Source organism: Achromobacter spanius (assembly GCF_002812705.1).
GTDB lineage: Bacteria > Pseudomonadota > Gammaproteobacteria > Burkholderiales > Burkholderiaceae_B > Achromobacter > Achromobacter spanius.
The window spans coordinates 272,117-284,663 of record NZ_CP025030.1 but is presented as its reverse complement, the minus strand read 5'-3'; the positions used below and the strand labels follow the sequence as shown (position 1 = coordinate 284,663).

The following is a 12,547-nucleotide window of genomic DNA, read 5'->3' as shown; positions in this document are numbered from 1 at the left end:
GCCGGCCCCCCTAGCCGGCGCCACCATACGGTACGATGCATCCTGCTTCGTCCCTTGTCGTTTTCCGCACCATGGCCATCCAGTCCGATTCCCTTTCCTCTCGTCCCGACGCCCCTCGCATTGTGGCGCCGCAGCCGGTGTCGCCCAACGAGGAATCGATCGAGCGCGCCTTGCGGCCCAAGGCGCTGCAGGAATACGTGGGCCAGCAGCGCGCGCGCGAGCAGCTTGAAATCTTCATCGCCGCGGCGCGCAAGCGCGGCGAAGCCCTGGACCACGTGCTGCTCTTCGGCCCGCCAGGGCTGGGCAAGACCACGCTGGCCCACATCATTGCGCACGAAATGGGCGTGCAACTGCGCCAGACTTCCGGCCCCGTGCTGGAACGCCCGGGCGACCTGGCCGCATTGCTGACGAACCTGGAAAAGAACGATGTGCTGTTCATCGATGAAATCCACCGCCTGTCGCCCGTGGTGGAAGAAATTCTCTATCCGGCGCTGGAAGATTTCCAGATCGACATCCTGATCGGCGAAGGCCCGGCCGCGCGCAGCGTCAAGCTGGACCTGCAGCCGTTCACGCTGGTGGGCGCCACCACGCGCGCGGGCATGTTGACGAACCCGCTGCGCGACCGCTTCGGCATCGTCTCGCGGCTGGAGTTCTACAACGCCACGGACTTGGGCCATATCGTGACGCGCAGCGCGGGCTTGCTCAACGCCGTCATCACGCCCGATGGCGCTGCGGAAGTGGCGCGCCGCGCACGCGGCACCCCGCGTATCGCCAACCGCTTGCTGCGCCGCGTGCGCGACTACGCCGAGGTCAAAGCCAGCGGCACCATCGACGCCGACGTTGCCGGCCGTGCGTTGGCGATGCTGGAAGTCGACCCGCAGGGACTGGACCTGATGGACCGCAAGCTGCTGGAAGCCATCATCCACAAGTTCGACGGCGGCCCGGTGGGCGTGGACAGCCTGGCGGCCGCGATCGGCGAAGAGCGCGACACCATCGAAGACGTGATCGAGCCCTACCTGATCCAGCACGGCTATCTGCAACGCACGCCACGCGGCCGCACCGCCACGCTGTCCACCTGGCGCCATCTGGGCCTGGCGCCTCCCGCTGGCGCGGCCACCGGCACCGGCGAACTCTTCAATAAGTAGGCGGGTCGGGTAGCGGGCGCGGCGCGATCGGCGCGGCGGGTTTATGATCCTGGGGTTTCGACATCCCCGCTATCAAAGGACCGGATTCCCATGCTGCCCGAACTGCCTACCTATGATGACGTCGTGCGCGCCAGCGAGCGCCTGGCCGGCAACGCACACCGCACGCCCGTCTTGACCTCGGCCACGGCCGACGCCATCAGCGGCGCGTCGATCTTCTTCAAGTGCGAGAACTTCCAGCGCATGGGCGCCTTCAAGTTCCGGGGCGGCTACAACGCCATCGCGCGCCTGACGCCCGAACAGCGCGCCGCCGGCGTGGTGACGTTCTCGTCGGGCAACCATGCGCAGGCCATTGCGCTGGCCTCCAAGCTGCAGGGCGTGTCGGCCACGATCATCATGCCGCTGGACGCCCCGGCGGCCAAGCGCGCCGCCACCGAAGGCTACGGCGGCAAGATCGTCACCTATGACCGTTACACCGAAGACCGCGAACAGATCGCGCGGCGTATCCAGGCCGAAACCGGGGCCACGCTGATCCCGCCCTACGACCACGAAGACGTGATCACGGGGCAGGGCACGGCGGCCAAGGAATTGTTCGAGGAAGTGGGCGAACTGGACTATCTGTTCGTCTGCCTGGGCGGCGGCGGCCTGTTGTCGGGATCCGCCTTGTCGGCCTTTGCGCTCAGCCCGCGCTGCCTGGTGTACGGCGTTGAGCCCGAAGCCGGCAACGACGGCCAACAGTCGCTGCGCAAGGGTGAAATCGTCCGAATTCCCGCCCCCAAGACCTTGGCCGATGGCGCCGCCACCACCCACCTGGGGAACCTGACCTTCCCGCTCATCCAGAAATATGTGCGCGACATCGTCACGGTGTCGGACGCCCAGTTGGTCACCACCATGAAGTTCTTTGCCGAACGCATGAAGATGGTGGTGGAACCCACGGGCTGCCTGGCCGCGGCCGCGGTCATGCAGAACGTGGTGCCGGTGCAGGGCGCGCGGGTCGGGGTCATCATCAGCGGCGGCAACGTCGACCTTCCGGCCTACGCCAAGCTGCTGGCGTCCTGACCCCCCAGAATGGCAGGTGAATTGACCCACGCATGACGCGCATCAAGCGGCCCGCACCCCGGGCCGACGATGCGTGCTTGCGGTTGTTGTCCGTGCAGGGCAGAATCGGGTCTCGATCCTGACGAACAGGGGGCTGCGGCATGCGTATCCTTGTCATCGGCGGCACCGGTTTCATCGGCCGTCACCTGATTGCCCGGCTTTCCGGCGACCTGCACCAGATCATCGTGCCTACCCGCCTGTTGGCGCGCGGCAGCGAACTGCAAGTCCATCCCACCACCACACTGATCCAGACCGACATCCATGACGATGCCGCGCTGGACGAGCTGGTCGCGGGTTGCGACGTGGTGGTGAACCTGGTGGGCATCCTGCACGGCAACGTCGGCAAGCCATACGGCTCTGATTTTGCGCGCGCGCATGTCCATCTGCCGCAACGCATTGCGCGGGCCTGCCAGCGCCATGGCGTCCGCCGCCTGCTGCATATCAGCGCGCTAGGCGCTGATTCGCAGGGCGACAGCATGTACCAGCGTTCCAAGGGCGATGGCGAAGCCGCCATCAAAAGCGAGTTTTCACCCGGCAACGACGGCGGCTGGACCATTTTCCGTCCGTCGGTCATCTTCGGCCCGGACGACAATTTCACCAATATGTTTGCATCACTGGCTCGCTGGCTGCCGGTCTTGCCCTTGGCGGGCGCGCATGCGCGCATGCAGCCGGTGTATGTGGGCGACGTGGTGGCGGCCATGGCGACGGCGCTGGGCGATACCCACACCTGCGGCAAGACGTACGAGCTGGGTGGCCCGCAGATCTACACGCTGGGTGAGATCGCGCGCTTGTGCGCGGCCTGGAGCGGCAACCCTCGGCCCGTGATTCCCGTGCCCATGGGGGTGGGGCGCATGCAGGCGCGCCTGTTCGAATGCATGCCGGGCGAACCGCTGATGTCGCGCGACAACCTGGATTCCTTGCGCCGCGACAACATCTGCGTGGGTCCGATCGCGCCCGAATTGCACGTGGTGCCGACGGGTCTTGAGGCCGTGGCGCCGCGTTATTTGCAGCGCACTACCCAGACCTAGCGCGCCAGTGCCTTGAGCGCCTGCTTGATGCCGTCGGACACGCCCACGCCTTCGGGCAGCGTCTTCAACGCCGACAGCGATTCCTTTTCCGAATAGCCCAACGCCAGCAGTGCGTTCAGGATGTCCGACTGGTTGTCCGGCGTAGCGTGCGAGGTGGCGCCGATGTCCGCGCCGAGCTTGCCGCGCATTTCCAGCAACAGCCGTTCGGCGGTCTTCTTGCCGATGCCGGGTACGCGCGTCAGACGGCCGGTTTCCTGCAAGGTGATGGCCTGCGCCAGGTCCGCCACCGACATGCCGGACAGCACCGACAGCGCCGTGCGCGCGCCGATGCCGCTGACCTTGATCAGTTCGCGAAACGCGCTGCGTTCGCTGGCGGTGCCAAAGCCGTAAAGGATGTGCGCATCTTCGCGCACCGTCAGGTGGGTATAAAGCGTGACGCGCGCGCCGGTTTCCGGCAGCGAATACAGCGTGCTCATGGACACGTCGATGTCATACCCCAAGCCGCCCACGTCCACGCAGATGGTGGGAGGCAGCTTTTCGATCAGGGTTCCGGTAATGCGTCCGATCATGGTGATGATGGCCTGGTAGCAATGGCGCGCGCGGAATGCGCGGCGAATGCGGGCATTCTATACGCGCAAGCGGCCGTGCGAGTCGGGTGGGGGAATTGTCGGCGCGCCGCACTTGAATGCCGCGCGCCCGTGGCAGGAATCAGCCGATCAAGCGGCCGTTGCGGAAACGGGTCTTGCCGCCCATGCGCAATGCCGTGCCCAGCCGTTCCAGTTTGTCCTGCAAGGGCCCGACGTGCGCGTGGCAGATGGCGCAGGCCAGCGCGTCGGCGGAGTCGGGCGCGGGCACGCCGTCCAGTGACAGCAGATGCTGCACCATCATCTGCACCTGCTCCTTGGCGGCGCGGCCGGTGCCCACCACGGCCTTCTTGATCTGCAAGGCCGTGTATTCGTGCACCGCCAGCGAACTGTCCGCCAAGGCGCACAGCGCCGCGCCCCGGGCCTGGCCCAGCAGCAGCGTGGACGCGGGGTTGGTGTTCAGAAAGACGATTTCAAGCGCGGCGACATCGGGTTGGGTGTCGCGCGCCACTTCGCGCAGATTGTCCAGAATGACTTTCAGGCGCTCGGCCAGCGTCAGTGCCGGCGGGACCACGATGGTCCCGCTGGCCACGTAGCGCAGCCGCGAGCCCTCGGCATCGATCACACCGAAGCCGGTGCGGCGCAAGCCGGGATCGATGCCCAGGACGCGCATCAGTGGCGGAAGTGGCGGGTGCCGGTCAGCACCATGGCGATGCCATGCTCGTCGGCTGCCGCGATGACTTCATCGTCACGCATGCTGCCGCCGGGCTGGATGACGCAGGTTGCGCCAGCCGCCACCACCACGTCCAGGCCGTCGCGGAACGGGAAGAAAGCGTCCGACGCCACGGCCGAACCCTTCAACGTCAGGCCGGCGTTTTCCGCCTTGATCGACGCAATGCGCGCCGAGTCGATGCGGCTCATCTGGCCGGCGCCCACGCCCAAGGTCATGCCGCCGCCCACGAAGACGATGGCGTTGGACTTGACGTACTTGGCAACCTTCCACGCGAAAGCCAGATCGTTCATTTCCTGCTCGGTGGGCTGGCGCTTGCTGACCACCTTCAGCGCATCGCGCGGCACGTTGTAGGCGTCCGGGCTTTGCACCAGCCAGCCGCCGCCCACGCGCTTGATGTCGAAGGCGTTCTGGCCCACTCCCATCGGCACTTCCAGCACGCGCACGTTCTTCTTGGCGGCCAGAATGGCCAGCGCGGCGCCGTCGTAGGCGGGCGCCAGCAGCACTTCCAGGAACTGGGCGCTGACGGCTTCGGCCGTGGCGGCGTCCACCGGACGGTTAAAGGCAATGATGCCGCCGAACGCGGAGGTCGGGTCGGTCTTGAATGCTTGCTGGTAAGCGCCCAGCGTGTTGGCCGCCACGGCTACGCCGCAGGGGTTGGCGTGCTTGACGATGACGCAGGCAGGCGCGTCGAAGCTGCGCGCGCATTCCCATGCGGCGTCGGCGTCGGCGATGTTGTTGTAGGACAGTTCCTTGCCCTGCAGTTGGCGGTAGTTGCCCAACAGGCCGGCCGGACGCTGCGCGTCCACGTAGAAGGCGGCGGTCTGATGGGGGTTTTCGCCGTAGCGCAGCGCCTGCTCTTGCTTGACCTGCAAGGTCAGCGTGCCGGGCCATTCGTTACGGGCCGGCACGGCCTCCTGGGCCGGTTCGGCTTCGGTCAGGCTGGTCAGGTAGGCGGCGATGGCGCCGTCGTAGGCGGCCGTGTGGGCATAGACCTTCGAGGCCAGCGCCAGACGCAGGCCATAGGACGTGCTGCCGTTCTTGTCCATTTCGGCCAGCACGCGCGAATAGTCCACCGGGTCGATCACGACCGTCACGCCACCTGCTTCGGTGCCGTGGTTCTTGGCGGCCGCGCGCAGCATGGCCGGGCCGCCGATGTCGATGTTCTCGACCGCGTCGGCGAACGTGCAATCAGGCTTGGCCACCGTTTCACGGAACGGGTACAGGTTAACCACCAGCATGTCGATGCGATCGATGCCCGCCGCCTTGATGGTGTCCATGTGCTCGGCGCTGTCGCGACGGGCCAGGAGGCCGCCGTGAATCTTCGGGTGCAGCGTCTTGACGCGGCCATCCAGAATTTCCGGCGAACCCGTGTGGGCGGCCACTTCAGTGACGGTCAGGCCGGCGTCGGCCAGCAACTTGGCGGTGCCGCCGGTCGACAGCAGGCGCACGCCGCGCGCGGCCAGGGCGCGGGCAAATTCAACGATGCCGGTCTTGTCGGACACCGAAAGCAGGGCGGTTTCGATTTTCATGGTGGGGGACGGGAGTCGGGCGGTGCGCCTTTCTCGTTCAGGTCGGGATGGGAAATCGGCGTGGGAGAGGGCGGCGCCCGCCGGGGGGCCGTCCTCGCGGAAAAGCTATACCTGGATATTGTGCGCCAGCAACTTCTTGCGCAGGGTGTTGCGGGTGATGCCCAGCATTTCAGACGCGCGCGACTGGTTGCCGCCCGATCGCTCCAGCGCCACTTCAAGCGCCGGGCGTTCAACGCAGCGCATCACCATGTCCCACATATCGTGGGGCTCGGATTCACCCAAGTCTTCGAAATAGCGCTCCAGGCTGGCGCGCACGCATTCTTCCAGGACATCTTTCTTGCTCATTTGAGTACAGATATTTTTATGTTGGTGTTGAGGCGGTCATGCCGCCAGCAGGGCTTCTGCGACCGGCGCCGGGTGGGGCTCGCCGTCGCGCGAGAGGGTGTCGAACCAATCCGACACCGCCCGCCACTGGTCGCGGGTATTGTCGATCAGGTTCATGCGGGCGCAGAACGAATCCGCGCCCGGCAGGCCGTCCAGATACCAGCCGATATGCTTGCGCGCCGTGCGTACGCCGGTGTGCTCGCCATAGAAGCGGTAATGGTCGTCGAGATGTTCAAGCAACAGCTCGCGCATTTCCCCATGGGAGGGCGGGGCCAGTGATACGCCCGTGCGCAAATAGTGATCGATTTCGCGGAAGATCCAGGGACGGCCCTGTGCCGCCCGGCCAATCATGACCGCGTCGGCGCCAGTGTAATCCAGGACGTGCTTGGCTTTTTCAGGAGAGTCGATATCTCCGTTTGCGATCACGGGGATGGTCAGCTCGGCCTTGACGGCGCGGATAGTGTCATATTCCGCCTCGCCCGTATAGAGGTCGGCGCGGGTGCGGCCGTGCAGCGTCAGGGCCGCGATGCCGGCGTTTTCGGCCAGCTTGGCCACGCGCAAGGCGTTGCGGCTGTCGCGGTCCCAACCCGTGCGGGTCTTCAAGGTGACCGGCACGCCCAACGGCGCGCAGGCTGACACCACGGCGTCCAGGATGCGGACGATCAGGTCTTCATGGCGCAGCAGCGCCGAACCCGACGCCACGTTACACACTTTCTTGACCGGGCAGCCCATGTTGATGTCGATGATGCGCGCGCCCTTGCCGGCATTGAAGACGGCGGCCTCGGCCATCATGGCCGGGTCGGCGCCCGCAATCTGGACCGAAATGGGCGCAATTTCGCCGTCGTGGTTCAGGCGGCGCGACGTCTTGACGCTGTCCCACAGCTTGGGGTTGCTGGCGGCCATTTCGGACACGGCATAGCCCGCCCCCAACTTCTTGCAAAGTTGTCGGAATGGACGGTCCGTCACGCCCGCCATGGGCGCGACTAGAACGTTGTTGGGAAGGGTCCACTGGCCTATGCGCATGGTCACATTTTAACCGGCTCGATCAAACCCCCATTTTTCGAGGGCGACAGCTTGGTAACAAGAAGGGAGAAATCAGGCGGATCCGACCCTATTCCAGGGTCCCATTTCAGGGCCGGGTGGCGGGGCCGGATTGTGCTCGGATCGCGGGTGGATCAGGCGCGAAAGCCTTGCAGCAGATGCTGGGCCAGCGGGGCGCGCAACGGCGACGCCAGATCCATTCCCAGCAAGGCCAGCCCGCAGGCATGTTCAACCGGGGCCAGACCGGTCGCGAACACGCGCGGCATCAAATCAGTCAGGCCCGCGGTGATGGCGCGGTCGACCTGACGGGCCTGGGCAAACTCGGTCAAGAGGGAAGTCGGGCTGGACTCGGGCCGGGCCAGCCAGCCGGCCAGCGTCTGGGCCAACCTGGCGGCGTCGCGCAAGCCCAGGTTCAGGCCCTGGCCTGCCACGGGATGCAGGGTCTGGGCGGCGTTGCCGATGGCGGCCACGCGCCCTTGCACCTGGGCGCGGCGGGCGGCCAGTGCCAGCGGAAAAACGTGGCGGGGCGCTTGGCTCGACAATCTGCCCAGGCGGTCGCCAAAGGCGGCGGACAGCGCCGACGAGAACGCCGCGTTGTCCAACGCGGCCAGTTCTTTGGCCCGTTCCGGCGCGCTGCACCAGACCACCGAATAGGCGTCCGGCGTCTGCGGATGCGGCAGCAGGGCCAGCGGACCTTCGGAAGTAAAGCGTTCCCAGGCCCAGCCCCGGCGCGGCAGCGTGGCGTGGGCCGTCGTCAGGACGGCATGCTGGTCATAGTCGCGGCGTACGTCGGTGGCGCCCGCGCCGTCAGACTGTACGGCGACTTGGCACAGCAGGGTGTGGTCCCCTTGCTTGATGTGCACCCCGTCCACGTCCTGGCGTTCGATCAGGGCGCCGGGGCCAGGCAGCACGGTGACGCCACAGGCCGCCACGCGTCCGTCCAACTTGGCGTGCAAGCCGGAATAGGCCACCACGCTGCCCAACTGCGGTACGCCGAAATCCGTGTTCTGGATAACGGTGCGGCCAAGGCGCCCGCGCTGCGACACATGGATGTTGCGAATATCAGCCGACCGCTCGGGCCAGGCCTGCAACAATTCCAGCAACACGCGGCTGCCGTGGTTCATGGCCAGCACGCGGGGGTCCGAGGCGGGCACGGCGGCGGCGGGGGTGGCCGGGGCGGTACCGGCGAGCAGGGCGATGCGCGCCGGGTCCGGCGCCACACGCGCCAGCATCAGGGCCAGCACGCGGCCCACGGGGCCGGCGCCAAGAATCGCAATGTCGAAGGCGGATGCAGTCATGCCGGGATTTTAACCGTCCACTACAATCCGGCACAGCCAGCGCGGCCGGCCGCGCCCCATCCTTTCCGGTTGATCCCCAGGTTGATTCCCATGACGCAGGTTCAGGCTTCACCTTCACTGTCCGCCGCCCCCGCCCGACGTCCGCGCGGCAAGGTCGCCGTGGGGCTGCTGGCTTGTCTGTTTGGGTGGCTGGGTGCGCACTGGTGGTATCTGGGCCGCCGTTACGCCTGGGCCGTGACACTGCTGGCCGCAGTCAGCCTGTTCTGTGCGTTCCGCTATTACCCGGTCTGGTACGACAACCCCGCCTTCTTCCTGTTGTTCATTCCCATGATCGACGGATTCATTGAAAGCGCCGTGTTTTCGCTGATGTCCGACGAAAAATTCGACCGGCGCTACAACCCCGGGCTGGGCCGGCCCACGTCCACGGGCTGGGGGCCGGTGCTGGTGGCGCTGCTGGCGTGTCTGGTGGGGTCGGTGGTGTCGATGTTCGCCATCGCCATGGTGGTGGTCTACGTCTGGGTGGCCATGGGGTGGCTGGACGGGCTGGTGTTGTAGTTCCAGCCCACCCGCGTTTTCTCCCTTTCGATCGCGCCTATTCGCGCATCAATGCCTCGATCTCGCTGGCTTCCACCGGCACACCGCGCGTGATCAGTTCACAGCCTTCATCAGTAACCAGCGCATCGTCTTCCGTGCGGATACCAATGTTCCAGTAGCTTTCCGGCACGTCGTCCGCCGGACGCACGTAAATGCCCGGTTCAATCGTGAGCATCATGCCGCGTTCCAGTGTGCGCCACGGGCGGTCGCCGCCTTGCGCCGGGCCGGGCTGGCGGTAGTCGCCCGCGTCATGGACGTCCAAGCCCAGCCAGTGGCCGGTGCGGTGCATGTAGAAGCGGCTGTAGTCGCCGGACTCCAGCACGCCGTCAAGCGACCCTTTCAACAATTTCAGGTCCAGCATGCCTTGCGCCAGCACGCGCAATGCGGCCTCGTGGCCGTCATTGAACGTGCGCCCGGGCGCTGTGGCGGCCGCGGCGGCTTGCTGGGCCGCCACGGTCAGGTCATACAGCGCGCGCTGCGGGCCGCTGTAGCGTCCGTTCACGGGAAAGGTCCGGGTGATGTCGCTGGCGTAGCTGTCGACTTCACAGCCTGCGTCGATCAGGACCAGGTCACCGTCGCGCAGCACGGCCTCGCCGGCCGGGTAGTGCAGCACGCAGGCATTGGCGCCCGCCGCCACGATGCTGTTGTAGGCCACGGCCTGCGCGCCGTGGCGGCGGAATTCATACAGCAATTCCGCTTCCAGTTCGTACTCGTGCATGCCGGGGCGGGTGACCCGCATGGCGCGCGCGTGCGCACCGGCCGATATCTTGGCGGCCCGCCGCATGGTGGCGATTTCGGCCGGGTCCTTGACCAGGCGCATTTCCGCCAACACCGCGCGGATGTCCTGTTGGCGGACGGGCGGAGCGTGGCCCGCGCGGCCAGCGTCGCGCGCGGCGGCCAGCCAGCGGTGCAGGCGCCCGTCACTGCGCTTGTCGCCCGCCAGCGGCGCATAAAGCGTGGGATGGTCCAGCATCAGTTTGGGAATCAACTCATCCAGCGCATCGATCGGATGGGCATCATTAAAACCGAAGGTATCGGCCGCCGCCTCGGGGCCGAACCGCTTGCCTTCCCAGATTTCATGTTCCACATGGCGCGGCCGGCAGAACAGCAAGGCACGGTCCGTCGCGCCCGCGATCAGCACCAGCCAGGCGCCGGGTTCGGTGAAGCCGGTGAGGTAGAAAAAGTCGCTGTCGTGGCGGTACGGGAATTCGGCGTCGCGGTTGCGGATGGCTTCGGGGGCGGTCGGCAGGATGGCGATGCCGCCGCCATCGGCGCGCATCCGTTCCATCAGGCGTTGGCGGCGGGCGACGAACGGGGCGATGTCAGCGGGAGGCAGGCTCATGGCGGGCAGGGGCGCGAACCCCGCGAAAGATGTGGATGCGGCCTACTTTACCCCGCTATCGCGCGCAAACAACAGTGGATGCGGATCCCGCGAACGCCGCGCGGGATTCACTGGACGGCCCGATTCGCGCTGCTACAATCGCGGCTCTGTCATTGGGGAGTAGCCATCCTTTGTCCCCAAAGGAGTTAGCGTCAACAGACTTGGTGGTTCAGTGCCGCGTAGCGGTTGCTAGAACTCCATGGCGCTAACGGTTTCCATGCAAGCGGCATTGCCCGCCGCATGGATCAGCCAGGCGAGACCTTTGGCCGCGTAGCGTTCACCCTAGCCGGGCGAGCCGTTGCGTCGCGCCAATTGGTTTCTGCTCGTCCGGCTGCATTCATATGTTGCTCACCCTGTTTCTGTTTTTCCTGTCCGCGGCAGTGATTTACTTCGCCTGCGAATTCTTCGTCAATGGCGTGGAATGGGTCGGACACCGCTTCCACCTGGGCGCCACCGCCACCGGCACGATTCTGGCGGCCTTTGGCACGGCGTTGCCGGAAAGCGCGGTCACCTTCATGGCGGTCGTGTTCGGCGACACCCCTGAACAGAAAGACATCGGCGTCGGCGCGGCCATGGGCGGCCCGCTGGTGTTGGCCACCTTGGCGTACGCGGTGGTGGGTATTGCCCTGTGGCGTGCACGCCGCGGCGGCCAGCCGGAAAAAGCCAACTGTATCAACGCGGACCAGCGCCGGTTGGCCCGCGACCAGGCCTGGTTCATGGGCATCTTCCTCTTCAAGGTGGGCCTGGGCCTGCTGGCTTTTGCGTGGAAGCCCTGGCTGGGCATCCTGTTCCTGGCCACCTACGGCATGTACGTCAGGCGCGAACTCAGCCATGACGAGGCGCGCGCCGACTGCGAAGACCTTGAACCGCTGAAGCTGCGCCCCAGCGACACCGACCCGTCCATGTTCTGGGCCGCCACGCAAACCATCCTGGCGTTGCTTGTCATTGCCGGCGCGTCGCACGTCTTCGTGAACCAGATCGAGCTCTTGGGCATTGCCATGGGCGCCTCGCCCCACGTGGCGGCCTTGCTGCTGGCGCCGGTGGCCACGGAACTTCCGGAAATCATGAACGCGCTGATTTGGGTGCGCCAGGGCAAGGAACGCCTGGCGCTGGCCAATATTTCGGGCGCGATGATGATCCAGGCGACCATTCCCAGCTCATTGGGGATCTTCATGACGCCGTGGTTGCTGGACGCCCCCTTGCTGGCGGCCGGCCTGTTCACCATGTTGTCGATCGGCCTGCTGTGGCTGCGTTTCCGCCGCTCGGTGATGACCGTGCCGGCACTGTCGGCGGTGGGTGGTTTCTATGCCTTGTTCGCCACCTATCTGGGGTGGCATTTCTACGCCTGACGCTGGCAAGGTGAATGGGAAAAGCGGCGCGAGGCCGACGCGCTTTTGCGCCGCTTTATCTTTTTTGCATCGTTGTGACGTTAAACCGCAAAAACCTTGTCCATCAGTGGAAACCCGCGTAAAATCCGTCCGTTATCCATCTCAGGAGCAGTCTTCGTGAATACCGATTCCGGCGAAAGTAGTCGATCTTGCATCGACATCGCTGTCTGACAGGAAACACGCAGAGCTCCATCTGCCGCATCCTGTCATACAGGTTGCGGCGTATCCCAAGCTTCGGGCTTCTACCCGGGCAATAGCGCAGGCCTTCGGCTTGCCGGGAAATTCCCCAACGTAAACCGCCAGAACCGCCGCTAGTCGCAGCGTCAGCGTTCGTGCACGTCTTGTGT

12 protein-coding genes and 1 riboswitch are annotated in these 12,547 nt (G+C 65.9%); of the genes, 5 read left to right on the top strand and 7 right to left on the bottom strand.

Annotation, left to right across the window (positions count from 1 at the left end):
* The first annotated feature begins 71 nt into the window (after positions 1-71).
* The 3 genes from ruvB (at position 72) to CVS48_RS01430 (ending at position 3,268) form a co-directional block, all read left to right on the top strand.
* Positions 72-1,145 (top strand): Holliday junction branch migration DNA helicase RuvB, encoded by a 1,074-nt coding sequence (gene ruvB, locus CVS48_RS01440; protein WP_100852941.1) that lies wholly within the window; start codon positions 72-74, stop codon positions 1,143-1,145.
* A 90-nt stretch (positions 1,146-1,235) separates the two neighbouring features.
* Positions 1,236-2,201: a threo-3-hydroxy-L-aspartate ammonia-lyase gene (locus CVS48_RS01435; protein WP_100852940.1), complete on the top strand. Its 966-nt coding sequence runs from the start codon at positions 1,236-1,238 to the stop codon at positions 2,199-2,201.
* Between the two features lie 140 nt (positions 2,202-2,341).
* Positions 2,342-3,268: a complex I NDUFA9 subunit family protein gene (locus tag CVS48_RS01430; RefSeq protein ID WP_100852939.1), complete on the top strand. Its 927-nt coding sequence runs from the start codon at positions 2,342-2,344 to the stop codon at positions 3,266-3,268.
* Here the strand turns inward: CVS48_RS01430 and ruvA are convergent.
* The 6 genes from ruvA to CVS48_RS01400 all read right to left on the bottom strand — a co-directional run bounded on the left by ruvA (position 3,265) and on the right by CVS48_RS01400 (position 8,837).
* Complete coding sequence (gene ruvA, locus CVS48_RS01425) at positions 3,265-3,837, bottom strand: Holliday junction branch migration protein RuvA (protein WP_100852938.1); 573 nt, start codon at positions 3,835-3,837, stop codon at positions 3,265-3,267. The two genes, CVS48_RS01430 and ruvA, sit on opposite strands and share 4 nt — an antisense overlap.
* A 139-nt stretch (positions 3,838-3,976) precedes the next feature.
* Entirely contained in the window at positions 3,977-4,525 is a 549-nt protein-coding gene (gene ruvC / locus CVS48_RS01420) for a crossover junction endodeoxyribonuclease RuvC (protein WP_100852937.1), read from the bottom strand.
* Positions 4,525-6,114: a bifunctional phosphoribosylaminoimidazolecarboxamide formyltransferase/IMP cyclohydrolase gene (gene purH / locus CVS48_RS01415; protein WP_100852936.1), complete on the bottom strand. Its 1,590-nt coding sequence runs from the start codon at positions 6,112-6,114 to the stop codon at positions 4,525-4,527. The genes ruvC and purH overlap by 1 nt, the downstream gene beginning before the upstream one ends.
* Positions 6,115-6,219: 105 nt before the next feature.
* Positions 6,220-6,459, bottom strand: coding sequence for a helix-turn-helix domain-containing protein (locus CVS48_RS01410; RefSeq protein WP_100852935.1), 240 nt, complete (start codon positions 6,457-6,459; stop codon positions 6,220-6,222).
* 36 nt (positions 6,460-6,495) lie between these two features.
* On the bottom strand, positions 6,496-7,521 hold the full coding sequence (dusB, locus tag CVS48_RS01405; protein WP_167401075.1) for a tRNA dihydrouridine synthase DusB: 1,026 nt from the start codon (positions 7,519-7,521) through the stop codon (positions 6,496-6,498).
* A gap of 152 nt (positions 7,522-7,673) precedes the next feature.
* Positions 7,674-8,837, bottom strand: a complete 1,164-nt coding sequence (locus tag CVS48_RS01400) for a UbiH/UbiF/VisC/COQ6 family ubiquinone biosynthesis hydroxylase (RefSeq protein WP_100852933.1) — start codon at positions 8,835-8,837, stop codon at positions 7,674-7,676.
* Positions 8,838-8,927: 90 nt separating this feature from the next.
* On the opposite strand from CVS48_RS01400, the gene CVS48_RS01395 reads away from it, so the two are divergent.
* A complete protein-coding gene (locus CVS48_RS01395) occupies positions 8,928-9,392 on the top strand; it encodes a TM2 domain-containing protein (protein ID WP_100852932.1) in 465 nt (154 codons plus the stop codon).
* A 37-nt stretch (positions 9,393-9,429) separates the two neighbouring features.
* Here CVS48_RS01395 and CVS48_RS01390 read toward each other — a convergent pair whose 3' ends face one another.
* Positions 9,430-10,773 carry an aminopeptidase P N-terminal domain-containing protein gene (locus tag CVS48_RS01390; RefSeq protein WP_100852931.1) on the bottom strand — a complete coding sequence of 448 codons (1,344 nt, stop codon included), beginning with the start codon at positions 10,771-10,773 and terminating at the stop codon, positions 9,430-9,432.
* Between the two features lie 135 nt (positions 10,774-10,908).
* A riboswitch (yybP-ykoY riboswitch) is annotated at positions 10,909-11,074 on the top strand.
* 79 nt (positions 11,075-11,153) lie between these two features.
* Here CVS48_RS01390 and CVS48_RS01385 point away from each other — a divergent pair.
* On the top strand, positions 11,154-12,161 hold the full coding sequence (locus CVS48_RS01385) for a sodium:calcium antiporter (protein ID WP_100852930.1): 1,008 nt from the start codon (positions 11,154-11,156) through the stop codon (positions 12,159-12,161).
* Positions 12,162-12,547 lie beyond the last annotated feature (386 nt).

What these genes read in the sequence shown, in the direction of transcription:
- CVS48_RS01410 (WP_100852935.1), bottom strand. Translation starts at nt 6,459, where the DNA reads ATGAGCAAGAAAGATGTCCTGGAAGAATGCGTGCGCGCCAGCCTGGAG.
- ruvC (WP_100852937.1), bottom strand. Translation starts at nt 4,525, where the DNA reads ATGCGCGTCCTGGGCATCGATCCCGGCTTGCGCCGCACCGGCTTCGGT.
- CVS48_RS01430 (WP_100852939.1), top strand. Translation starts at nt 2,342, where the DNA reads ATGCGTATCCTTGTCATCGGCGGCACCGGTTTCATCGGCCGTCACCTG.
- CVS48_RS01385 (WP_100852930.1), top strand. Translation starts at nt 11,154, where the DNA reads ATGTTGCTCACCCTGTTTCTGTTTTTCCTGTCCGCGGCAGTGATTTAC.
- ruvA (WP_100852938.1), bottom strand. Translation starts at nt 3,837, where the DNA reads ATGATCGGACGCATTACCGGAACCCTGATCGAAAAGCTGCCTCCCACC.
- CVS48_RS01390 (WP_100852931.1), bottom strand. Translation starts at nt 10,773, where the DNA reads ATGAGCCTGCCTCCCGCTGACATCGCCCCGTTCGTCGCCCGCCGCCAA.
- ruvB (WP_100852941.1), top strand. Translation starts at nt 72, where the DNA reads ATGGCCATCCAGTCCGATTCCCTTTCCTCTCGTCCCGACGCCCCTCGC.
- CVS48_RS01400 (WP_100852933.1), bottom strand. Translation starts at nt 8,837, where the DNA reads ATGACTGCATCCGCCTTCGACATTGCGATTCTTGGCGCCGGCCCCGTG.
- CVS48_RS01395 (WP_100852932.1), top strand. Translation starts at nt 8,928, where the DNA reads ATGACGCAGGTTCAGGCTTCACCTTCACTGTCCGCCGCCCCCGCCCGA.
- dusB (WP_167401075.1), bottom strand. Translation starts at nt 7,521, where the DNA reads ATGCGCATAGGCCAGTGGACCCTTCCCAACAACGTTCTAGTCGCGCCC.
- purH (WP_100852936.1), bottom strand. Translation starts at nt 6,114, where the DNA reads ATGAAAATCGAAACCGCCCTGCTTTCGGTGTCCGACAAGACCGGCATC.
- CVS48_RS01435 (WP_100852940.1), top strand. Translation starts at nt 1,236, where the DNA reads ATGCTGCCCGAACTGCCTACCTATGATGACGTCGTGCGCGCCAGCGAG.